The organism is Streptomyces sp. NPDC088261 (genome assembly GCF_044740805.1).
In the GTDB taxonomy this organism is placed as follows: Bacteria; Actinomycetota; Actinomycetes; order Streptomycetales; family Streptomycetaceae; genus Streptomyces.
In genome coordinates, this window is the sequence record NZ_JBIURL010000001.1 from 580187 (window position 1) to 601928 (window position 21742).

The window sequence follows — 21742 nt, forward strand, 5'->3', positions numbered from 1 at the left end:
CCCTCAGCGGGACACCCCGGCGGCCGCCCGGTTGAAGCTCGCGCGATACGCCGTGGGGGTCAGCCCGACGCGGCCCACCATGTGCTTGCGCAGGGAGTCCGCACTCCCCAGACCGCTCTTCCGGGCCACCTGGTCCATGGGCAGCCCGGTGGTCTCCAGCAGCTCTCGGGCCCGGTCGACACGCCGGTGCAGCAACCACTGGAGCGGGCTCAGCCCCGTCTCCGCGTGGAAGCGCCGGCTGAGGGTGCGCACGCTCGTGCCGGCATGACCGGCCAGGTCGGCCAGGGTGAGCGGGCGGTCGAGGTGTTCGAGCGCCCAGGCGCGCGTGGGGGCGAGCCAGGAGCCGCGCTCCGGCGGCAGCGGGGTCTCGATGAACTGCGACTGCCCGCCCGGCCGTACGGGAGGTACAACCGCGAGCCGCGCGGCGGTGTGGGCGACCGCCGCGCCGTAGTCGACGGCGATCAGGTGCAGGCACAGGTCGATGGCGGCGGCCGCGCCCGCCGAGGTGAACACCCCGCCGTCCTCCACGAAGAGGAGGTCGGGCTGCACGTCGACGGACGGGAAACGGGTCGCGAGCTCGCCGGCCAGCCCCCAGTGGGTCGTGGCGCGCAACCCGTCGAGCAGCCCGGCCTGGGCCAGGACGAAGGCCCCCGTACAGAGGGACGCGATCCGCGCGCCGCCGGCCGCCGCCTTCCGCAGGGCGTCGAGGGCCTCCGGGGGAGCCTCCCCGCCACCGCTGCCGACGGCGATGACGGTGTCGGCGCCCTCGACCGCGTCCAGGCCGTCCGGCACCACGATGTCGGGGCCGCCGACGGTGGGCATCGGTCCTGGCCGGGCCGTACAGACGCGCACGTCGTAGAACGGAACGCTGTGGAAGACCATGAGCGGGATCGAGACGTCGAAGCCGAGCACCGGCGGCACGATCACCGCGGCGACACGGTGCGCCGTCGCGGTGACGCGGGGCGGGTCCAGAGCCATGGCCAGATCCTCCGGAGGGTTGGCATTCCGGCCAGTATCGTACGAGGCCGGGACGCGGCACCGTTCTCCGCATGAGAACTCATGTGATCGTGGGCCGCGGGGCCGCCGCGTCGAGGACCGCCCTGCTGCTGGCCGAGGACGGCGAGCGGGTACGGATGATCAGCCGGACCGGCGGCGGGCCGGACCACCCGCTCATCGAGCGGGTCGCCGCGGACGCGACCGACACCGACCGGCTCACCGGGCTGACGGACGGGGCCGACACCCTCTTCACCACCGCCGCGCCGCCGTACCACCTCTGGCCCGAGCAGTTCCCGGTCCTGTCGGCGTCGCTGCTGACCGCGGTGATACGGACCGGGGCCGCGTACGTCATGCTCGGCAACCACTACGCGTACGGGCCCGTGAGGGGGCCGGTCACGCCGGACCTGCCCCTGGCCGCGGCCGGCCCCAAGGGGCGGGCGCGGGCGCGGGTCTGGGAGGAGGCCGCGGCCTCGGGGGTGAAGGTCACCGAGGTGCGGGCCGCGCAGTTCTACGGCGCCGGCGCCTTCTCCGTATTCAGCTTCCTGGTGCAGCGGCAGGTGCTGGAAGGAAAGCTGGCCCTGGTGCCGCAGGAACTCGACCTGCCCCACAGCTACTCGGCGATCGGCGACACCGCGCGCACGCTGGTCGCGGTGAGCCGCGACGACCAGGCGTACGGCCGGGCCTGGCACGTACCCACCTCGACCCTGTCGGTCCGGGACCTGGCCGTACGACTCGCGGAACTGGCGGGGGCACCGGAACCCCGCCTGGAAGAACTGACCGAACGCGACCTGACCCTGCTCGCCTTCACCGACCCGTTCTGGGCCGAGATGAACGAAGTCCTCACCGAGCCCGGCCACCCGTTCGTCGTCGACCACGCCGAGACCGGGAAGAGGTTCGGCGTGACCGCCACCCCGCCGGACGACGTACTCCGCGAAGTGATCTAGGAGGGCACACAGACCTCCTTGCCCTTCAGGGTGCCCTGTCCGACCACTTCGATCAGCGGATAGACACAACCGGCGGCGAGGTACGTGGACCAGGTCTCGGTTCCCGTGTTCGCTCCCGGGACGAGCGGCCCGTGGACGGTCCTGCTGAAGTTCGCCGCGCCGCCGGTCGTGTTCTGCCAGCCGAGCCGCACGTGCACGGCGTCCCCCGAACGCTTCCAGTAGCCGACCCCGATCCTCCCCGGGCCGCCGACCCGCCCGTTGACGTCGATGCAGAGATCGCCCCTGCCGAGGTCCGTACAACGCTGGACGTACGCCCGCGCGGAAGCGGTCTCGGCCGCCTGCGCGGACGCCGCGGTGGCAACGAGCAACAGAGCACCGACGGCGGCGGCCGCCCGGGTCGTGGTGAGCATGGTCATGGTCGTCAGATCCCCTTCGTCGTCAACCCGTCGCTGTCCCCTCGTCTATCGGCAGCGAATGGGGCCGGGTTGAGAGAACAGGGACGGGTGGAGAAGCGGGCACACGTCGAGTGCGGCCCGCCGAGGCGGTGCCGGGCAGTTCGCCGCGGTGCGATTCGTGAGCCGGGCGTACGCGGGGTCAGGTCAGGGGATGAGGAGCGTCTTGACCATGCCGTCCGCCTTGTCCTGGAAGGTCTGGTAGGCGCGCTCCGCCTCCTCCAGGGGCAGATGGTGCGTGGCGAAGTCGTCGACTCCCAGGGGGTCGCTCTCGTTGAGCAGCGGGAGGATGTCGTCCACCCAGTGCTTGACGTTGGCCTGGCCCATGCGGAGCTGGATCTGCTTGTCGAAGAGGGTCATCATCGGGACCGGGTCGACGGCACCGCCGTAGACGCCGATGACGGAGATCGTTCCGCCGCGCCGCACCACGTCGACGGCGAGGGTGAACGCGCCCATGTCGTCCAGCCCCGCGTGCTCCATCAGCTTCTGGCCCAAGGTGTCGGGAAGGACGTTGGCGAGTTTCTGCGCGGCGCCGGCGGCTCCCGCCCCGTGGGCCTCCATCCCGACCGCGTCGATGACGGCGTCGCTGCCGCGCCCGTCGGTCAGGCGCCGGATCTCGTCACCGAGGCCGTCGCCGAACTCGTCGAGGTCGAGGGTGTGCACGCCGCGTGCGCGTGCCCTGGCCAGCCGCTCGGGGACGAGGTCGACGCCGATGACCTGCCCGGCCCCGCGGTGCAGGGCGATCCGGGCGGCCATGTCCCCGATGGGGCCGAGGCCGAGGACGCACACACTGCCACCGGGCGGGATCGCCGCGTACTCGACGGCCTGCCACGCTGTCGGCAGGACGTCGGACAGGTAGACGAACCGGTCGTCCGGCGGGCCGTGCTCGACCTTGACCGGCAGCGTGTTGCCGAAGGGGACACGCAGGAACTCCGCCTGCCCGCCGGGGACTTCTCCGTACAGCTTGGAGAACCCGAAGAGCGAGGCTCCGGTGCCGCGGGCACGCACCTGGGTCGTCTCGCACTGGGAGTGCAGCCCCTGACGGCACATCCAGCAGGTACCGCAGGAGACGTTGAACGGCACAACCACCCGGTCGCCCGCCGACAGGGCCGTCACCTCGGGGCCGACGTCCTCCACGATGCCCATCGGTTCGTGGCCCAGGATGTCGCCCGGCTCCAGGTAGGGCCCCAGAACCTCGTACAGATGCAGATCCGAGCCGCAGATGCCGGTGGACGTCACCCGGACCACGAGGTCGGTCGGATCCACGATCCGCGGATCCGGCACCGTCTCGACACTGACCTCGCCCTTGTCCTGCCAGGTCAAAGCCCTCATGATGCCTCCAAAGGTCTCCGTCCCCCCACGGGCACGACCGCGCCTCCCCCTCTCTTCCGGTATACGCCACCGTCGTACACCTCCGCGAGCGCACACGAAAAGACCCTCCTCCGATCCACGTTTCCGCGGGTCGGAGGGGGGTCTGGAAAGTGGAGCCTAGGGGAGTCGAACCCCTGACATCTGCCATGCAAAGACAGCGCTCTACCAACTGAGCTAAGGCCCCGCGTACGGGTCGGGTACGACCGAGTGGCTGAGAAGCCCTGGGCCGTCACCGGGGAACAGCGTACCGGGTGTACCCCGTGATCCTCCAAAATAATGGGGGCTCCCCGTGCCCGACCACGCTCCGTAGGATGCCCCACGAGGTTCGCAGCAGCGAAGCTGCCGCGTTTGGGGAAGCGATGGGGAGACGCGCATGGATGCCGCACAGCAGGAATCGACGGCCAGAGCCAGAGAACTCCAACGAAGTTGGTACGGAGAGCCGCTGGGGGCGCTCTTCCGGCGTCTCATCGACGATCTCGGCCTGAACCAGGCCAGGCTCGCCGCCGTTCTCGGCCTGTCGGCCCCGATGCTCTCCCAGCTGATGAGCGGCCAGCGCGCGAAGATCGGCAACCCCGCCGTCGTCCAGCGCGTCCAGTCCCTCCAGGACCTGGCGGCCCAGGTGTGCGACGGCAGCGTCAGCGCCGGGGAGGCCACGGACCGGATGGACGAGATCAAGAAGTCGCAGGGCGGCTCCGTCCTCACCGGCACCGGCCAGACGACCAACTCCTCGGGAGCCCCGACGGTGCGCCGGGTCGTCCGCGAGATCCAGTCGCTGCTGCGGTCGGTCGCCGCGGCCGGCGACATCATCGACGCGGCCGCCGCCCTCGCCCCCACCCAGCCCGAACTGGCAGAGTTCCTCCGGGTGTACGGCGCGGGGCGCACCGCCGAGGCGGTCGCCCACTACGAGGCGCACCAGAACTAGCCGGAGGCCCGGCCGCGGCCAGGGGGCACGGCGGCCGGGCAGACAGAGCGGCTGGGCAGAAAACAGCGGCCGGGCGTACAGACCGGCTGGGCGGACAGAGCGAGCGGGACGACGGGGAGCGGACGCGGCGCCATGGGTGAGGTCTTCGCGGGGCGGTACGAACTGGTCGACCCGATCGGGCGCGGGGGTGCGGGAGCCGTCTGGCGCGCCTGGGACCACCGCCGCCGCCGCTACGTAGCGGCCAAGGTCCTCCAGCAGAGCGACGCGCACGCGCTGCTGCGGTTCGTCAGGGAACAGGCCCTCAGGATCGACCACCCGCACGTCCTCGCCCCGGCCAGCTGGTCCGCGGACGACGACAAGGTGCTGTTCACCATGGATCTGGTGAGCGGCGGGTCGCTGGCCCACGTCATAGGGGACTACGGCCCCCTTCCTCCCCCGTTCGTCTGCACCCTCCTCGACCAGCTGCTGTCCGGTCTCGCCGCGGTCCACGCGGAAGGCGTCGTGCACCGCGACATCAAACCGGCGAACATCCTGATGGAGGCCACCGGAAAGGCACGGCCACATCTGCGCCTCTCCGACTTCGGCATCGCCATGCGCAAGGGCGAGCCGCGCCTGACCGAGACCGACTACGTGCTGGGGACGCCCGGCTACTTCGCACCCGAGCAGATGATGGGCTCCGAGCCCGATTTCCCCGCCGATCTCTTCGCCGTCGGCCTGGTCGCGCTCTATCTGTTGCAGGGTCAGAAGCCGGACGCTCGCGCCCTGATCGAGTACTTCGCCGCGCACGGCACCCCCGGGGCGCCGCAGGGCGTCCCCGAGCCGCTGTGGCAGGTGCTGGCGGGCCTGCTCCAGCCGGACCCGCGGGTGCGGTTCCGTACGGCCACCGGCGCGCGCAAGGCGCTGGCGGAGGCGGTGGAACTGCTCCCGGAGCCCGACAGCGACGACGAACCCGTCGAGATCTTCGACCAGATCGGCCCGCTCCCCTCCTCGTTCGGCCCCTCGGGCCCCCTCACGGTCCCGCCGCAGGATCCCGCGCCGGCCGCGGGGCCGGGCCACGGCGCGATGTCGGAGACCGGCAGCTTCCACCTCCCGCCTCCGCCAGCCCGGCAGGAGCCCGGGCCGTCGACCTCCCAGCCGGTCCGGCCCGTCCCGCCCGTCCAAGCCCCACAGGCCCAGCAGGCCCAGCAACAGTCCACGCAGTCGACGCAGTCCCCGCAGCCCCCACTCCCGCTCACCCCGCACCCGACCACCCCCCACCCGGCCTCCCCGCCTCCCTTCCCTCCGCCCCCGCACCAGCCCTTCGGGCCGCCGCAGGACCCGTCCCACGCCTCGCCCCACGCCCCGACCGTCTCCGTACCACCCGCCCCCGTACCGCCGTACGAACCGGCTCTCACCGCTCAGTACACCGCTCGCTCCCCGGAGGTTCCCCCGTCTCACAGGCGTCCGGCGCCTCCCACACGTCCGGGACCGCCCCCGAAGGTGACGGTCCCGGTGCTGCTGCTCGCGCTGGCCTGCTTCGCCGTGGGCATCTGGGCCCTGACCCAGACCTGACAGACCCCCGGGCCGGGGTCGGCCGGCCCCACCCCGGCCCCCCTTCCGCCGTACAGACGTACCGCCCTACCGCCCTACCGGGCGATCCCGACCCGCGCCGCGCGCCGCCGCGCGAGCAGCGTCCACGCCCCGAGCCAGAGCACCAGCAGCGTGCCCGTCCCGATCCCGGCCGCCGCCACCAGCGCCATCGTGGCGCTGTCCGCCGCGGCCTCCGGCTCGCCCCGTCCGCTGGACGCCTCGTCCAACTTCCCCTCGTCCACGGTGAAGTCGCCCGCAGGACCCGCGTAGGCCGGCCCGTTCTTCGCCGTGCCCTCGATGTTCACCCGCAGCGTCAGCCCGTACGCCTTCGCGCCGAACGTCCTGCCGACCTCGGGGTTGAGGCTGACGCGCAGGTAGTACCAGCCCGCGAACCGCATCTCCTTGTCGCCGGTGCGCGAGCCGAAGCGGTTCTCGTACGCGACCGGCGGCAGCGGGTCGAGCGCGGTCGTCTTCTGCCTGCCGTCGTACGACACCGAGCCGGAGCTGCCGACGAGCCCGCGCGCCGGGTTGTACAGGGACATCGCGAGCGCGCCGCTCACGAAGCCCTGCCCGGAGGAGCTGCCGAGATCGGCGCTGACGAACAGCTGCTGCCCCCAGTCGACCGGCACCCGGAAGAAGAGGGAGGCGCCCGGCTCGATCTCCGCCGTCCACTCGCCGCGGGTCAGTCCCTTGGCGTCGTAGAAGCCCGCGCCGCCCGCCCGTTCCCTCGGCCCTTCGGTGGCGGGTACGGGGGAGGCGCTGGGCCACACGGACGGCGCCGCGGTGGGACCTCCGGGCGCCTTGACCGCGGGTTCCCGGACGTGGCGGATCTCCAGGTCCCACGGGGTGGTGGTGGAGCCCTCGTCGCTGACGCGCTCCACGACGACGAAGTAGGGACCAGCCTCCTGGCAGGAGTACGCGCCTTTCTCGATCATCCGGTAGGCGTAGGCGGCGAGCGGGCGGGGGAACTGCGCCGCCGCGCCGAACTGCGCGTCGTTGGAACTGCAATCGTTGCCCTGGCGGTTCTGCAACGACACCTTGATCTTGTCGCCGTACGCGACCTTGGCGGTGGCGGGCGGGACGGCCACGGCGGAGACGTACGCGTTGGTCGTCGCGTCCAGGTCCACACGGTAGGTGAGGCGGTCGCCCGGTCCTATGGAGTCCCGGTAGGTGACCCCGGCGTCGAGGGGCCGCGCGTCGCTGGTGGTGGCGGCGCCGGTGACGGGCCGGGCGCCGGGCTGGAAGGCGTACGGAGCGGGCGCCGCGACCCCGGAGACCCCTCGCCCGGCCCCCACCGCGCCACCCGCACCCCAGGCCACCCCGGGCACCGCCACAAGTCCGAACGCCCCGGCGCACACGACGCCAGAAACCACCGCACCCGGCCTCCGACCACCCCACCCAGCCACAAGCTTCCCCCTCACGCACACCCACACCCGGGCCCGACCCGCGCACCCACACCCACACCCACACACCGCGGGTCCATCCTGCCCCGCCCCCCTCACCGCTGTCCGCCCGGCGGCCCGAATCCCCGCCCCGGAGCCGCTTTGCCAAGGCAACCGGACAGCACGAAGCCCCGGCCGCTCGGCGACCGGGGCTCGCATTCAGGACTGCTGCGTCTCACACACCCGAACCTGCGGGCACGGAGTCGGTCGCCTCCGTCCACAGATCCTGCTCGGCGCGGTCCGCCTGGATCTGGCGGTACACGAGGAGCCCGCCGATGGCAGCCAGTGCAACCAAGAGAAGCTTCTTCACCGCGCGACCTCGTCTTTCCTTGACGTAGGGGACTTCTGGCGCCCGACTATACACACCGACCGATACCGATCGGTGACCTCCCCGCACGCCAACTCCCCCCTACCGAACGACGAACAACCCCACCCAAAAGTGCCCCACCGCACCCTGCCGGGTGGTGCCTCCCGTCTGACGAGACAGACCTCTGCCCCGACGTTCGTCCGGCCCTCACCGCTCTCCAGCGGGCAGGGGCGCGCGTCGTGATCGCGGGTAACCGGACGGCCCGGATCGGTGAGCTGCCCCGGTCAGGGGTACTCCCCCCGCGTGCTCGCGGCCTCCGGCGCCGGCGCCATCGCCGAGGAGACGGTTTACGTCGGCGATCACCAGCGAACGACGTCTTCCCTGCGGCGGCTGTCGGCCTGCCGGCGACTCCTTACCGGCGCTTCGCCGCCCCACAAGGCTGGTTGAGCGCCCGCCGCAGCACCGTCGTCGCGTCGACTCCCGGCCAGCGAAGCGGGATCTCCTCCACGGCGCGCGCGATGAGGAGGTCCAGCGTCGCCGGTGCCGCACTGTGCACGGCCTCGCGGAGGTAGTCGTCCAGTTCGTTGACGTCGCCCGGAAGGTCGAGAGAGCAGACCAGGGGAATGCCGTCGGTCCGGTATCGCCCCGCGGGAATGCCGACCCTCTCCGGATGGACGCAGACAGGAATGCCGTCGGCCGTGTACCGGTGTCCGTCGGCCGGGTCGAAGGGGAATTCCCGGGACGGCCGTTCGGCGACATCGAACTCCCCTAGCGGGAAGAGGCGGCCGGGGCAGACCCCGCACGCCCGCTGTCCGTCGCCGACGACGAAGGGCTGAGGCTGAGCCATGGGACGACCCTAGTCCGCCCGGGACGACGGCCCGTCTGGATCAGCGGGGTGGCGACACCCACACATGGTCGCGCCACGAGACGACCGTACGGCTGACAGAAGCCCGCCGCCCGCGACGGACCGCCGTCAGGGTTTGCGGGCCCACGCCTGCACCAGAAGGCTCTCGCGGACCGTGGTACGGGGCTGCTCAAGGTGCTCCTGGAGCGCGCCGGTCAGGGCGTCGAGTTCAACGGGCGTGAGCGGGGTGTGCTCCAGGAGGCGGTCGCGGAAGAGGTGGGCGAAGGAGAGGAGCAGGGTCTGGTAGCGGTCACCGGGGCGCCAGTAATAGGCGTGGGCGGTGGCCCGTACGTCCGTCAGACCCGCTTCGCTCAAGAGGCCCGGCAGCCGCGCGCCGATGTGGACGTCGCCCCCGAAGACCTCGGTGAGGAGGGCCTTGAGGCGGCTCCACGCCGGGTGGGGCGGATCGCACTGCCAGGTCGCCCAGTCGAACTCCTGGACGGCGACCCACCCCCCGGACCGGACGGAGGCGGCCATCGAGCCGAGGATCCGGCGCGGATGAGTCGTATTGATCAGCAGCAGCCGGCAGTGCACCAGGTCGTACGCCGCCTCGGCGGCCGCCGCCGGCGGCAACGCCTCGTGGCGGACTTCGACGTTGTCCAGGGCGAGTTCGGCGACGGACTCCCGCGCCCAGCCGATCATCCGGTCATCGGTGTCGAGGCCGGTGACCGACCCCCCGGGGCCGACTCGTTCGCTGAGGAGGTCGAGGACGCCCAGCGGGCCGCAGCCCAGGTCGAGCGCGTTCGCCCGCGGTGGCAAGGGGATCGTGTCCAGGAGGGCGGCCGCGGCCGGCCGCAGGAGTTCGCACTGGGCGAGGAGACGTTCCTGCTCGGCACCCGAGGACCCGAGCCGGTAGTCGACCACGTCGAGCATCTCGCCCGCCTCGACCGCCTCGACCACCTCCACCGCCTCGACCACCGTCGAAGATCCCACTTCTCGTACCGGAGTCGTCGGGGCCTGGCTCACGTGTCCTCGATTCGGCTCGCACAGCCACCGCGGCACGGAAACACGCAGTGACCGGAATGTCACGAGAAGTAGTACCCTGCCGCCGGACGCCCTGGCAAACCCGCCCCCGCGAACCGCGTCGAACACCCTTCTGACGCACGGCCCTTTCGAGTGAGCGCCGGTCGGACGGCCGGACACCCCTCACGGCCCCGCCCATCCCGCGTCACCGTGCGGACCCGCCCTGACCAGCGAAGACCGGACCGGTCGGCCCATCCGCCGACCCACCCCAGACGGTCGCGGCAGCACACGACACACCCACCTCTACCGCCGCAAAACGTCTAACCTGTCACAGGCGCCACAACAGGTGACTTGCAGGATCGTTGCTGCTCCCCCTTTGGGCTGCCGATGTACGGCTGTCGACCAGACCGAGGATGTCGTGTCCCCCCATACTCTTCAGCCTGGACCGGAGCCCGCCCTGCGCGGCCTGGATCCTGCCGCGATGGCCTTCTCCTCCGCCGCCACGCGGATGCTCCTGACCAGCGAGGGCCTGACCACCCCCCTCCTCCAGGCGATCGTGCGAGGCCCCCTGCGCGCCCGGGCCCGCGACGTACGGACCATCAGCCCGGCCGCCCTCCCGCCCGACATCCGCGCGGCCCTCCGCCCGAGCGGCACCGACCACTGCCTGCTCCGCCGCGCACGCCTCCTGACGGTCACCGGCCGGCCCGTGTCGGACAACACGGTCGCGGCCCTCTGCGGAGTGGACCCCCGAGTGGACCGAGCCGTCGCCGACCCCTCCCAACCGGTGGGATTCGCCCTCGCCGAGGCGGGGGTGACCCTGCACCGGCGCATCGTCCACGTGGGCCGCGCCACCTGGCCGGACGGCGCCACCTGCGCGGTCAAGACGTACACCCTCGACACCCAGGACCGCCCCCTCCTCTGCATCCAGGAACTGTTCAACCCGTACATCGTCGAAGCCGCCGTCCACACGGAGACCCAGCCGGGCTGAAACCCCCCGGGCGCGCGGCGCGACGTGCCCTCGTGAGAGACGTCACATCCCGGCCGACCGGGCACACCAGCCGCTCCCGCCCGCCCAGTTGAAGGTGTATCCCCGAAGACACGTCCGAAAGCCGTTCAGTCGATTGCCCACTTCGACGACACGGCTTCGGCCGCACACTTCAACCCCCACGACTTTCGCGCGCGACTTCTCACCAACCCCTTGGAAGAACCCCCACCCCGTGAAGTCCCCGCGAAGTCCCCCGCAGACGCCAAAGACCCCTAGGCATCAATGCCTAGGGGTCTTCACGCGGGTGGGGCTAACAGGATTTGAACCTGTGGCCTCATCCTTATCAGGGATGCGCTCTAACCAACTGAGCTATAGCCCCGCGCTGCCCCCAAAGATTAGCGCACTCCGGGGCCAGCCCCAAAATCGATACCCGCTGCTCACTCGTCCTCGGCGAGCGTGAGCTCCACGCCGCCCACGAAGCCCGCCGACAGGTTGTAGATGAAGGCGCCCAGCGTCGACAGCGCGGTGGCCAGGACCACGTCGATCACCGCGATGACCGACGTGAAGAGGAGCACCCGCGGCAGCGACAGGAACGACTGGAGGTCGAAGCCGTTGGACTCGTTGGAGCCCGTCGCCTCGCTGATCGTGCCGCCGACCGTCGTGAAGACGCCCATGGCGTCCATGACCATCCACAGCACCGCCGCCGCCACGACCGTGCACACGCCCAGCGCGATGGAGAGCAGGAAGCTGACCTTCATCACCGACCACGGATCGGCCTTCGCCACCCGCAGTCGCGCCTTGCGTGTACGCGGGGTCGTACGCGCCCCTGTCCTCGGCAGCCGTACCGCCGAGGCAGGCGCCCCGGCGACACCCGCGACACCCGCCGCCCCAGCGGCCTGAGCCGTGAAGCCGTGCTGCCCGCCGTGCGTCCCGCCGGCCCCGGCGGACCCAGCGGGCCCACCGGTTCCAGCAGGGCCGCCGGCATGCGTCCCGCCGCCCGGCGAGGGATACGCCTGCGGCGGGTGATAAGGCTGCGCGGCCGACTGCGACTGCTCAGCGCCGTACGTATCGAACGGGGGCTGCTGCCCCCGGGCGTCCGTCACCCCAACCCCCTGGGAGTCCGTGGCAGGGCCACGAGCACCGTTCCCTCCGGAAGCGGCCGATCCGGCGCCCGTGGCTCCACTCACGCTTTACTCCTCGTGCTCCCCTGCCGAAGGCTGAGTGCCCTCGGCGACCTCGGCCGTACCGGCCACCTCGCCCGTACCGGCCTCTGCCGTGCCCGCCTCGTCGGCCGCCGGGTCAACCACCCCGTCGACCTCCTCGGCCTCACGGCCCGCCTCGGCATTGCGGGCGACGCCGACGACGGCATCCCGCTTGCCGAGATTGATCAGTTGAACGCCCATGGTGTCACGGCCGGTCTCCCGGACTTCGTTGACTCGCGTGCGAATCACACCGCCGCCCAGGGTGATGGCAAGGATCTCATCCGTCTCCTCGACCACCAACGCGCCCACCAGAGAACCGCGGTCCTCCACAATCTTCGCAGCCTTGATGCCGAGCCCACCACGTCCTTGGACGCGATACTCACCCACCGCGGTTCGCTTCGCGTACCCACCATCTGTGGCGGTGAAGACGAACGTACCGGGCCTGACGACATTCATCGACAGCAGTTCGTCGCCTTCGCGGAAGCTCATCCCCTTAACGCCCGATGTGGCGCGCCCCATCGGACGCAACGCCTCGTCGGTCGCCGTGAACCGGATCGACTGCGCCTTCCTGCTGATGAGCAGCAGATCGTCCTCCGCCGACACCAGCTCCGCGCCGATCAGCTCGTCGTCCGCGCCCGACTCCGTCTCCCGGAGGTTGATCGCGATGACACCGCCCGACCTCGGCGAGTCGTAGTCCTTCAGCGGGGTCTTCTTCACCAGACCGCCCTTGGTCGCCAGGACCAGGTACGGCACCGCGTCGTAGTCGCGGATCGCCAGGATCTCGGCGATCTGCTCGTCCGGCTGGAACGCCAGCAGGTTGGCCACGTGCTGCCCGCGCGCGTCCCGGCCGGCGTCCGGGAGCTCGTACGCCTTCGCCCGGTACACCCGGCCCTTGTTGGTGAAGAACAGCAGCCAGTGGTGCGTCGTCGACACGAAGAAGTGGTCGACGATGTCGTCTTCCTTGAGCTTCGTCCCGCGCACGCCCTTGCCGCCGCGCCGCTGCGAGCGGTAGTCGTCCGTCTTCGTACGCTTCACATAGCCGCCACGGCTGATCGTGACGACGATGTCCTCCTCGGCGATCAGGTCCTCGATGGACATGTCACCGTCGAAGGGCACCAGCTTGGACCGCCGGTCGTCGCCGAACTTCTCGACGATGACGGCCAGTTCGTCACTGACGATCTGACGCTGCTTCTGCGGCGACGCCAGGATCGCGTTGTACTCGTTGATCTTCAGCTGGAGCTCGTCGTGCTCGGCGACGATCTTCTGCCGCTCCAGGGCCGCCAGGCGGCGCAGCTGCATCTCCAGGATCGCGTTCGCCTGGATCTCGTCGATCTCCAGCAGGCCCATCAGGCCCGTACGCGCGATCTCGACCGTGTCGCTGCGCCGGATCAGCGCGATGACGTCGTCGATCGCGTCCAGCGCCTTGAGCAGCCCGCGCAGGATGTGCGCGCGCTCCTCCGCCTTGCGCAGCCGGTACTTCGTCCGCCGGACGATGACCTCGATCTGGTGCGTCACCCAGTGGCGGATGAACGCGTCCAGGGACAGCGTGCGCGGCACCCCGTCGACCAGGGCCAGCATGTTCGCGCCGAAGTTGTTCTGGAGCTCGGTGTGCTTGTACAGGTTGTTCAGTACGACCTTGGCGACCGCGTCCCGCTTGAGGACGATCACCAGCCGCTGCCCCGTACGCGAGGACGTCTCGTCCCGGACGTCGGCGATCCCGCCGACCTTCCCGTCCTTGACCAGGTCCGCGATCTTCTGCGCGAGGTTGTCCGGGTTGGTCTGGTACGGAAGCTCCGTGACGACCAGGCACTGGCGGTTCTGGATCTCCTCGACCGCCACCACCGCGCGCATCGTGATCGAGCCGCGGCCCGTGCGGTACGCGTCCTCGATGCCCTTGCGGCCCACCACCAGCGCGCCCGACGGGAAGTCGGGGCCCTTGATGCGCTCGATCAGCGCGTCGAGCAGCTCCTCGTGCGAGGCGTCCGGGTGCTCCAGCGCCCACTGCGCGCCGGCCGCCACCTCCCGCAGGTTGTGCGGCGGGATGTTGGTGGCCATGCCGACCGCGATCCCGGCCGAACCGTTGATCAGCAGGTTCGGGAAGCGCGCCGGCAGGACCGTCGGCTCCTGGTTGCGGCCGTCGTAGTTGTCCTTGAAGTCGACGGTCTCCTCGTCGATGTCACGGAGCATCTCCATGGACAGCGGCATCAGCTTGCACTCGGTGTACCGCATCGCGGCCGCCGGGTCGTTGCCGGGAGAACCGAAGTTGCCGTTCGAGTCCACCAGCGGCATCCGCATCGACCACGGCTGCGCGAGACGGACCAGCGCGTCGTAGATCGAGGAGTCGCCGTGCGGGTGGTACGTACCCATGACGTCACCGACGACGCGGGCACACTTGTAGAAGCCCTTCTCGGGCCGGTAGCCGCCGTCGTACATCGCGTACAGCACCCGGCGGTGCACGGGCTTCAGACCGTCCCGTACGTCCGGCAGCGCGCGCGACACGATGACGGACATCGCGTAGTCGAGGTACGAGCGCTGCATCTCCGTCTCGAGCCCGACCGGCTCGACGCGCAGCGCCAGGCCCTCCACGGCGGTGGCGGTCTCCACGATGACGGGGGCGTCGGGGGCGGCTCCGGCCCCCTCGGGGTTCTCGGGGGCGTCGCTGTTTTCAGGGGTGTTCTGGTCGGCCATTGCTGGTCAGTGTTCCTTTCGGCCTTTTCGAATCCGTCAGCTGAGACCGACTCAGATGTCGAGGAAGCGGACGTCCTTGGCGTTGCGCTGGATGAAGGAACGCCGGGCCTCGACGTCCTCGCCCATCAGCACCGAGAAGAGATCGTCGGCCTGCGCCGCGTCGTCCAGCGTGACCTGGCCGAGCACCCGGTGGTCGATGTCCATCGTGGTGATCCGCAGCTCTTCGGCGTTCATCTCGCCCAGCCCCTTGAAGCGCTGGATCGAGTCCTCACGGATCCGCTTGCCGTTCTGCTTGCCCAGCTCGATCAGCGCGTCGCGCTCCCGGTCCGAGTACGCGTACTCGAAGTCGTCCTTGCCCCACTTGATCTTGTACAGCGGCGGACGCGACAGGTACACGTGCCCCGCCTCGACCAGCGGCCGCATGAAGCGGAACAGGAAGGTCAGCAGGAGGGTGTTGATGTGCTGCCCGTCGACGTCGGCGTCCGCCATCAGAATGATCTTGTGATAGCGGAGCTTCTCGATGTCGAAGTCCTCGTGCACCCCGGTGCCGAACGCCGAGATCAGCGCCTGCACCTCGGTGTTCTGGAGGATCTTGTCGAGCCGCGCCTTCTCGACGTTCAGGATCTTGCCGCGGATCGGCAGGATCGCCTGGTACATCGGGTTGCGGCCCGACTTCGCGGAACCACCGGCCGAGTCACCCTCGACGATGAAGATCTCGCACTTCGCCGGGTCGTTCGACTGGCAGTCGCTCAGCTTGCCCGGCAGGGACGCGCTCTCCAGCAGCCCCTTGCGGCGCGTCAGGTCACGCGCCTTGCGGGCCGCCACGCGCGCCGTCGCCGCCTGGATCGCCTTGCGGATGATGTCCGCGGCCTCGGTCGGGTTGCGGTCGAACCAGTCCGTCAGGTGTTCGTGCACGATCTTCTGCACGAACGTCTTCGCCTCGGTGTTGCCCAGCTTCGTCTTCGTCTGGCCCTCGAACTGCGGCTCGCCCAGCTTCACCGAGATGATCGCCGTCAGACCCTCGCGGATGTCCTCGCCGGCGAGGTTGTCGTCCTTCTCGCGCAGGAACTTCTTCTCGCGCGCGTACCGGTTGACCAGGCCCGTCATGGCCGCACGGAAGCCCTCCTCGTGCGTACCGCCCTCATGCGTGTGGATCGTGTTGGCGAAGGAGTACACCCCCTCGCTGTACTGCGCGTTCCACTGCATGGCGATCTCCACCGAGAGCAGCCGCTCCTTGTCCTCGGCCTCGATGTCGATGACCGTGGGGTGGATCAGCTCGCCCTTGCGCGAGTTCAGGTACTTCACGAAGTCGACGATGCCGCCCTCGTAGAAGTACGTGACGGTACGGACCTTCTCGTCCTCCGCCTTCTCGGCGGCGTCCGTACCCGCCACGTCCGCGCCCGCGACGGCCTTCGCCGACTCGCGCTCGTCCGTCAGCGTCAGGGTGAGCCCCTTGTTCAGGAACGCCATCTCCTGGAACCGCCGCGACAGCGTCTCGAACGAGTACTCGGTCGTCTCGAAGACGTCCGGGTCGGCCCAGAACGTCACCGACGTACCGGTGTCGGCCGTCTCCTCGTTCTGCGCCAGCGGGGCGGTCGGCACACCGAGCTTGTAGTCCTGCGTCCAGCGGTGGCCGTCGGTCTTGACCTCCACGGCGACCTTCGTCGACAGGGCGTTCACGACCGAGACGCCGACGCCGTGCAGACCACCGGAGACGGCGTAACCGCCACCGCCGAACTTGCCGCCCGCGTGCAGCACCGTCAGCACGACCTCGACGGCCGGCTTGCCCTCGGACGGGACGATGCCCACCGGGATACCGCGCCCGTTGTCGATCACACGCACCCCGCCGTCGGCGAGGATCGTCACGTCGATGGTGTCCGCGTGACCCGCCAGGGCCTCGTCGACGGAGTTGTCGACGACCTCGTACACCAAGTGATGCAGACCACGCTCGCCGGTCGACCCGATGTACATCCCGGGGCGCTTGCGGACCGCGTCGAGGCCCTCCAGCACGGTGATGGCACTGGCGTTGTAGGAGGAGGTCACCTCGCCGTGCTCACCAGTGGTCGAGGCGGACGGAGTCTTCTCTTTGGGGTTGCCGGAATCGGCCACGAAGCGCCCTTTCTGGCACAGCACAGGCCGTTCACCGGCAAGCGGGGACGGCTGCGTCGTTCGGCTTGTAGCGACGTCTCCCGCAAGCAGAGCGGGATTTCCCACCAGTCTACCGGTAGCGCCGACCCGAATGGGGGTTTGCCGGTACCTGAGTCCTCATGTGCCGCCCTGAATGAGCGCCTACCGACTCCCCATATTCGGGACGGGGCTCCAAGAGGCTCACACGGGCGTTGAGCGCTTCGGCCTGTCAACCTTCCGCTACGGTGAGGGACGCCTCACTCTCCCCGTACGCTTCCCCAGGTCACAGCGCTGCCGGAGAGCAACACGCGCCGCCGCGCGCCGGGCGCCGCCCAGCCGCCCCGTACCGGCGGACGCCGTCGCCCCACGAAACCGGACCGAGACCGTGCCGGGACCGCGCCGGGGCCGCTCCCACGCCGCTGACCTGGGCAGATCGCCGATCGCCTGGAACCAGGCGCGTAAGCCGGGGAAACAGGCGCGTCAGGGCTCCCGGGGGCGTGCGGGAGGCCGTACGAGACCCCCGCACCGAAACACCACGGACCCCGCACCTCATCCGTACGTGTCGCCGGGACCCTTGCTCCCCGGCGCCCGCAGCCGGCCGTACCGCTGCGGCGGACCCGTCGGCCCCAACACCTTGATCACCCGTACGGTGCCGTGCCCCAGATCCTCGTTCAACCGCGCCACCAGACGCGGCGCCAGCAACCGCAGCTGCGTCGCCCACGCCGTCGAGTCGCACTGCACCGTCAGGACCCGCTCGTCCTCCTCGTACTTCTGCGGCACACAGTGCTTCGCCACGTCGTCCCCGACGATCTGCGGCCACCGGCCCATCACCCCGCCCACGGCCGCCGGCGCCTCCCAGCCCCGCTCCGTGATCAGCCGGCTGATCGCCGCACCCAGCGGCAACGGATCACGGCCGTCCGCCCGGGCACCCGACCGCAGCCCCCCGCCCCGCCTGGCCTGCTTCTTCTGCTGCGCGGCGTCCCCGCGCGCCCGGGCCTGCTCCTTCGCCGCGCGCAGCGCCACCCGCGCCAGATCCACCCCCGACGACTCCGGAGGCGCACTCGCGCCCGGGCCCGCGTCCGCCTCCGGCAGCTCGGGAGGCCGCTCGGACCCGCCGGGACCCGCCGCCCCGGCGCCCCGCCGCGCGCCGCTCACGCCCGCTCCACCGCGCCGTCGGCCACCAGGAACCGCGTCCCCGCCAGCACCCCAGGCACGTCGTCGTCCACCGCCGCCGTCACCAGCACCTGCTCCCCCGGCGCCACCAGCTCCGCCAACCGCTCCCGCCGCCGCGCGTCCAGCTCCGCGAACACGTCGTCCAGCACCAGCACCGGCTCGTTGCCCTCGGCCCTCAGCAAGTCGTACGAAGCCAGCCGCAGCGCCAGCGCGAACGACCACGACTCCCCATGACTCGCGTAGCCCTTCGCAGGCAGCTGCCCCAGCTTCAGCACCAGATCGTCGCGGTGCGGCCCGACCAGCGTCACCCCGCGCTCGATCTCCTGCTTCCGCACCCCCGCCAACGCCGCCAGCAGCCGCTCGTACAGCTCCTCACGCCCGTGGCCCAGCCCCCCGGCGTCGGCGGGGTCAGCCCCGTCGCCGGCCTCACCGGCCTCCACCGCCGACGAGCGGTACTCCAGCCCCACCGGACCGCCCCCGGGCGCCAGCTGCTCGTACGCCTTGTCCGTCAGCGGACGCAGCGTCCCGACCAGATCCACCCGCTGCGCCAGCAACTCCGCACCCACCCGCGCCAGATGCTGGTCCCACACGTCCAGCGTCGACAGGTCCATGCCACGCCCGCCGTGCCGGCGCGCCATCGCCGCCGACTTCAACAGCGTGTTCCGCTGCCGCAGCACCCGGTCGTAGTCCGACCGCACCCCCGCCATCCGCGGCGACCGCGCCGTCACCAGCTCGTCGAGGAGCCGCCGGCGCTCACCCGGATCGCCCTTCACCAGCGCCAGATCCTCCGGCGCGAACAGGACCGTCCGTACGATCCCCAGCACATCCCGCGGCCTGACCTGCGACGACCTGTTGATACGCGCCCGGTTCGCCCGGCCCGGATTCAGCTCCAGCTCCACCAGCTGCGACCGCTCGCCCTGCGTCACCGCCGCCCGGATCACCGCCCGGTCCGCGCCCATCCGTACCAACGGCGCGTCCGACGACACCCGGTGACTGCCGAGCGAGGCCAGATACCCGACCGCCTCGACCAGATTCGTCTTCCCCTGCCCGTTCGCCCCCACGAACACGGTGACGCCCGGGTCGAGCGGAACCTCGACCCGGGCGTACGACCGGAAGTCGGCCAGCGACAAATGCGTGACGTGCATGGATGTGCGCCGGCCTCCCCGGTGGAGCTACTTCGCCTGCTTCGACTCGACGGAGTGACCGCCGAACTGGTTGCGCAGCGCCGCGACCATCTTCATCTGCGGCGAATCGTCCTGACGCGACGCGAACCGCGCGAACAGCGACGCGGTGATCGCGGGCAGCGGCACCGCGTGGTCGATGGCCGCCTCGACCGTCCACCGGCCCTCGCCCGAGTCCTCCGCGAAGCCCCTCAGCTGGTCCAGGTGCTCGTCGTCGTCCAGCGCCTTGACCGCCAGGTCCAGCAGCCAGGAACGGATGACCGTGCCCTCCTGCCAGGAGCGGAAGACCTCACGGACGTCCGTGACCGAGCCGGCCTTCTCCAGCAGCTCCCAGCCCTCGGCGTAGGCCTGCATCATCGCGTACTCGATGCCGTTGTGAACCATCTTCGCGAAGTGGCCCGCCCCGACCTTGCCCGCGTGCACCGAGCCGAAATCACCCTCCGGCTTGAGCGCGTCGAAGATCGGCTGCGCCTTCGCCACGTCCTCCGGCGTACCGCCGTACATCAGCGCGTAGCCGTTCTCCAGGCCCCAGACACCGCCCGAGACACCGCAGTCGACAAAGCCGATCCCCTTGATGCCCAGCTCCACGGCGTGCTTCTCGTCGTCCGTCCAGCGGGAGTTCCCGCCGTCCACCACGACGTCCCCCGGGGACAGCAGACCGGCCAGCTCGTCGATCGTGGACTGCGTCGCGGCACCGGACGGGACCATCACCCACACGACCCGGGGGCCCTTGAGCGTGCTCACCAGCTCTTCGATGCTGTGCACATCGGCGACGTCCGGGTTGCGGTCATATCCGACGACGGTGTGGCCTGCGCGGCGAATGCGCTCGCGCATGTTGCCGCCCATCTTGCCGAGACCGATGAGACCGAGCTCCATCAGTGGTTCCTTAAGCGTCGAGGCGATTCGTACCCGCGCCCGAGCCTACGCCCGGGCGCCTCCACTCACCTGTGGGGTCAGCCGCTCAGGCGAACCGGCATGATGAGGTATTTGTACGATTCGTCCGCCTCGGCCTTGACATCCGCCTTGCCGCTCAGCAGCGCCGGCTTGGTGGAAGTCGTGAACGACAGTTGCGCCACCGGTGAGTCGATGGCGCTCAGACCGTCCAGCAGGAACGTCGGGTTGAAGGCGATCGAGATGTCGTCGCCGTCCAGCTGCGCGTCCACCCTTTCCACAGCCTGTGCGTCGTCGCTGGAACCCGCCTCCAGGATCAGCACGCCCTGCTCGAAACTCAGGCGCACCGGCGTGTTCCGCTCGGCGACCAGGGCCACGCGCTTGACGGCCTCCACGAACGGGGCCGTCTCGATCACCGCGATCGAGTTGAACTCCGTCGGGAACAGCGTCCGGTACTTCGGCAGGTCGCCTTCGAGCAGCCGGGTCGTCGTCCGCCGCCCCGCGCCCTCGAAACCGATCAGCCCCTCGCCCGCACCCGCGCCGGAGAGCGCCAGGGTGACCGTGTCACCGCTGGTGAGCGCCTTGGCGGTGTCCAGGAGCGTCTTGGCGGGCACCAGCGCGACCGCGGAGATGTCCGCTGCCTCCGGCTTCCACAGGAACTCGCGAACCGCGAAGCGGTAGCGGTCGGTCGAGGCCAGGGTGACCGTGTCGCCCTCGATCTCGATCCGTACGCCGGTCAGCACCGGCAGCGTGTCGTCGCGGCCCGCGGCGATGGCGACCTGGGAGGCGGCCGAGGCGAAGATCTCGCCGGGGACGGTGCCCGTCGCGGTCGGCATCTGCGGCAGCGCCGGGTACTCGTCCACCGGCAGGGTGTGGAGGGTGAACCGGGACGAGCCGCAGACCACGGTGGCCCGCACCCCGTCCGTGGAGATCTCCACCGGGCGGTTGGGGAGGGCGCGGCAGATGTCGGCGAGGAGCCGGCCGGAGACGAGGACGGTGCCGTCCTCCTCCACCTCGGCGTCCACCGAGACCCGCGCCGAGACCTCGTAGTCGAAGCTGGAGAAGCTGAGGGCGCCTTCCTCGGCCTTCAGCAGAAGACCTGCGAGTACCGGCGCCGGGGGCCGTGCCGGGAGGCTCCGGGCCACCCAGGCCACCGCCTCGGCGAGTACGTCGCGCTCCACCCGGATCTTCACCGGAACCGCCTCCTGCTTTGCTCGCTCGTCCTGCCGGCCTTCGTCGTCGGCCCTGATGCCGGGGACCAGTCTGACGCACGGCACCGACAGTCCGTGCTGCTGCGGGTCAAGTCGAGGGGGGCGCGGCGGAGGGCTTCCTCGCCGACTTGTGCACAGGGCCCACTTCGAAACGGATCCCTGGCTAACTATGAGTGGGAGTAGTAGTAGGGCCTGTGGAAACCGTGGATAACGTCGTTTGCGCAGGTCAGACCCGTTTTTTTGTCCACCGGCCCTGTGGGCGGCATCCGTGGACAACTCGGTCCCTCTGTGGACGGGCGAAAGTTCTGCACAACCGATGCACAGGCGAGGGCCACTTACCCCCAGGTCCGTCCCCAGCTTTACCCACGTTCCCCACAGCCCAATCCAGGGTTCTGGTGTGACGCCTTTCACTCG

Annotated in this window: 18 protein-coding genes and 2 tRNA genes; 4 read left to right on the plus strand and 16 right to left on the minus strand. The window is 70.5% G+C overall.

Annotation, left to right across the window (positions count from 1 at the left end; genetic code table 11):
• Positions 1-3: 3 nt before the first annotated feature.
• On the minus strand, positions 4-978 hold the full coding sequence (locus tag ACIODU_RS02500) for a GlxA family transcriptional regulator (RefSeq protein ID WP_401763020.1): 975 nt from the start codon (positions 976-978) through the stop codon (positions 4-6).
• Between the two features lie 71 nt (positions 979-1049).
• Between ACIODU_RS02500 and ACIODU_RS02505 the strand changes: the two genes are divergently transcribed.
• Positions 1050-1940, plus strand: a complete 891-nt coding sequence (locus ACIODU_RS02505) for an NAD-dependent epimerase (RefSeq protein WP_401763021.1) — start codon at positions 1050-1052, stop codon at positions 1938-1940.
• On the opposite strand, the gene ACIODU_RS02510 is transcribed toward ACIODU_RS02505, so the two are convergent.
• The 3 genes from ACIODU_RS02510 to ACIODU_RS02520 form a co-directional block, all read right to left on the minus strand.
• Positions 1937-2356: a hypothetical protein gene (locus ACIODU_RS02510; protein WP_401763024.1), complete on the minus strand. Its 420-nt coding sequence runs from the start codon at positions 2354-2356 to the stop codon at positions 1937-1939. The two genes, ACIODU_RS02505 and ACIODU_RS02510, sit on opposite strands and share 4 nt — an antisense overlap.
• A gap of 183 nt (positions 2357-2539) precedes the next feature.
• Complete coding sequence (locus ACIODU_RS02515; protein ID WP_356418169.1) at positions 2540-3724, minus strand: alcohol dehydrogenase catalytic domain-containing protein; 1185 nt, start codon at positions 3722-3724, stop codon at positions 2540-2542.
• Between the two features lie 150 nt (positions 3725-3874).
• Positions 3875-3947 (minus strand) — tRNA-Ala (locus ACIODU_RS02520).
• Between the two features lie 189 nt (positions 3948-4136).
• Here ACIODU_RS02520 and ACIODU_RS02525 point away from each other — a divergent pair.
• Together ACIODU_RS02525 and ACIODU_RS02530 are read left to right on the plus strand one after the other, a co-directional pair.
• Positions 4137-4685, plus strand: a complete 549-nt coding sequence (locus ACIODU_RS02525; RefSeq protein WP_161310305.1) for a DNA-binding protein — start codon at positions 4137-4139, stop codon at positions 4683-4685.
• A 132-nt stretch (positions 4686-4817) separates the two neighbouring features.
• A complete protein-coding gene (locus ACIODU_RS02530; protein ID WP_401763028.1) occupies positions 4818-6236 on the plus strand; it encodes a serine/threonine-protein kinase in 1419 nt (472 codons plus the stop codon).
• Between the two features lie 74 nt (positions 6237-6310).
• Here ACIODU_RS02530 and ACIODU_RS02535 read toward each other — a convergent pair whose 3' ends face one another.
• From ACIODU_RS02535 to ACIODU_RS02550, 4 genes are all read right to left on the minus strand, one after another.
• The gene (locus ACIODU_RS02535; RefSeq protein WP_401763031.1) at positions 6311-7627 is read right to left on the minus strand and encodes a hypothetical protein; all 1317 of its coding nucleotides are present in this window, start codon (positions 7625-7627) and stop codon (positions 6311-6313) included.
• Positions 7628-7871: 244 nt separating this feature from the next.
• Positions 7872-8006, minus strand: a complete 135-nt coding sequence (locus ACIODU_RS02540) for a DLW-39 family protein (protein ID WP_003958712.1) — start codon at positions 8004-8006, stop codon at positions 7872-7874.
• Positions 8007-8415: 409 nt separating this feature from the next.
• Complete coding sequence (locus ACIODU_RS02545) at positions 8416-8850, minus strand: hypothetical protein (protein WP_401763034.1); 435 nt, start codon at positions 8848-8850, stop codon at positions 8416-8418.
• A 126-nt stretch (positions 8851-8976) separates the two neighbouring features.
• The gene (locus tag ACIODU_RS02550) at positions 8977-9840 is read right to left on the minus strand and encodes a methyltransferase domain-containing protein (protein WP_401763036.1); all 864 of its coding nucleotides are present in this window, start codon (positions 9838-9840) and stop codon (positions 8977-8979) included.
• Between the two features lie 511 nt (positions 9841-10351).
• On the opposite strand from ACIODU_RS02550, the gene ACIODU_RS02555 reads away from it, so the two are divergent.
• Positions 10352-10858, plus strand: a complete 507-nt coding sequence (locus ACIODU_RS02555) for a hypothetical protein (protein WP_356418155.1) — start codon at positions 10352-10354, stop codon at positions 10856-10858.
• A gap of 302 nt (positions 10859-11160) precedes the next feature.
• Here the strand turns inward: ACIODU_RS02555 and ACIODU_RS02560 are convergent.
• The 8 genes from ACIODU_RS02560 to dnaN all read right to left on the minus strand — a co-directional run bounded on the left by ACIODU_RS02560 (position 11161) and on the right by dnaN (position 21310).
• Positions 11161-11234, minus strand: a tRNA-Ile gene (locus tag ACIODU_RS02560).
• A gap of 58 nt (positions 11235-11292) precedes the next feature.
• Positions 11293-11958, minus strand: coding sequence for a DUF3566 domain-containing protein (locus ACIODU_RS02565; protein WP_401763039.1), 666 nt, complete (start codon positions 11956-11958; stop codon positions 11293-11295).
• An 87-nt stretch (positions 11959-12045) separates the two neighbouring features.
• Entirely contained in the window at positions 12046-14745 is a 2700-nt protein-coding gene (gyrA, locus tag ACIODU_RS02570) for a DNA gyrase subunit A (RefSeq protein ID WP_356418151.1), read from the minus strand.
• Between the two features lie 51 nt (positions 14746-14796).
• Positions 14797-16878, minus strand: a complete 2082-nt coding sequence (gyrB, locus tag ACIODU_RS02575) for a DNA topoisomerase (ATP-hydrolyzing) subunit B (protein WP_356418149.1) — start codon at positions 16876-16878, stop codon at positions 14797-14799.
• 543 nt (positions 16879-17421) lie between these two features.
• Positions 17422-18027: a DUF721 domain-containing protein gene (locus ACIODU_RS02580; RefSeq protein WP_401763043.1), complete on the minus strand. Its 606-nt coding sequence runs from the start codon at positions 18025-18027 to the stop codon at positions 17422-17424.
• The gene (gene recF / locus ACIODU_RS02585; RefSeq protein WP_401763044.1) at positions 18024-19190 is read right to left on the minus strand and encodes a DNA replication/repair protein RecF; all 1167 of its coding nucleotides are present in this window, start codon (positions 19188-19190) and stop codon (positions 18024-18026) included. The genes ACIODU_RS02580 and recF overlap by 4 nt, the downstream gene beginning before the upstream one ends.
• A gap of 27 nt (positions 19191-19217) precedes the next feature.
• Entirely contained in the window at positions 19218-20102 is an 885-nt protein-coding gene (gene gnd / locus ACIODU_RS02590; RefSeq protein WP_356418145.1) for a phosphogluconate dehydrogenase (NAD(+)-dependent, decarboxylating), read from the minus strand.
• 77 nt (positions 20103-20179) lie between these two features.
• Positions 20180-21310 carry a DNA polymerase III subunit beta gene (gene dnaN / locus ACIODU_RS02595; protein ID WP_401763510.1) on the minus strand — a complete coding sequence of 377 codons (1131 nt, stop codon included), beginning with the start codon at positions 21308-21310 and terminating at the stop codon, positions 20180-20182.
• Positions 21311-21742: the final 432 nt, after the last annotated feature.

What these genes read in the sequence shown, in the direction of transcription:
- ACIODU_RS02500 (WP_401763020.1), bottom strand. Translation starts at nt 978, where the DNA reads ATGGCTCTGGACCCGCCCCGCGTCACCGCGACGGCGCACCGTGTCGCC.
- ACIODU_RS02505 (WP_401763021.1), top strand. Translation starts at nt 1,050, where the DNA reads ATGAGAACTCATGTGATCGTGGGCCGCGGGGCCGCCGCGTCGAGGACC.
- ACIODU_RS02510 (WP_401763024.1), bottom strand. Translation starts at nt 2,356, where the DNA reads ATGACCATGCTCACCACGACCCGGGCGGCCGCCGCCGTCGGTGCTCTG.
- ACIODU_RS02515 (WP_356418169.1), bottom strand. Translation starts at nt 3,724, where the DNA reads ATGAGGGCTTTGACCTGGCAGGACAAGGGCGAGGTCAGTGTCGAGACG.
- ACIODU_RS02525 (WP_161310305.1), top strand. Translation starts at nt 4,137, where the DNA reads ATGGATGCCGCACAGCAGGAATCGACGGCCAGAGCCAGAGAACTCCAA.
- ACIODU_RS02530 (WP_401763028.1), top strand. Translation starts at nt 4,818, where the DNA reads ATGGGTGAGGTCTTCGCGGGGCGGTACGAACTGGTCGACCCGATCGGG.
- ACIODU_RS02545 (WP_401763034.1), bottom strand. Translation starts at nt 8,850, where the DNA reads ATGGCTCAGCCTCAGCCCTTCGTCGTCGGCGACGGACAGCGGGCGTGC.
- ACIODU_RS02555 (WP_356418155.1), top strand. Translation starts at nt 10,352, where the DNA reads ATGGCCTTCTCCTCCGCCGCCACGCGGATGCTCCTGACCAGCGAGGGC.
- gyrA (WP_356418151.1), bottom strand. Translation starts at nt 14,745, where the DNA reads ATGGCCGACCAGAACACCCCTGAAAACAGCGACGCCCCCGAGAACCCC.
- recF (WP_401763044.1), bottom strand. Translation starts at nt 19,190, where the DNA reads ATGCACGTCACGCATTTGTCGCTGGCCGACTTCCGGTCGTACGCCCGG.
- gnd (WP_356418145.1), bottom strand. Translation starts at nt 20,102, where the DNA reads ATGGAGCTCGGTCTCATCGGTCTCGGCAAGATGGGCGGCAACATGCGC.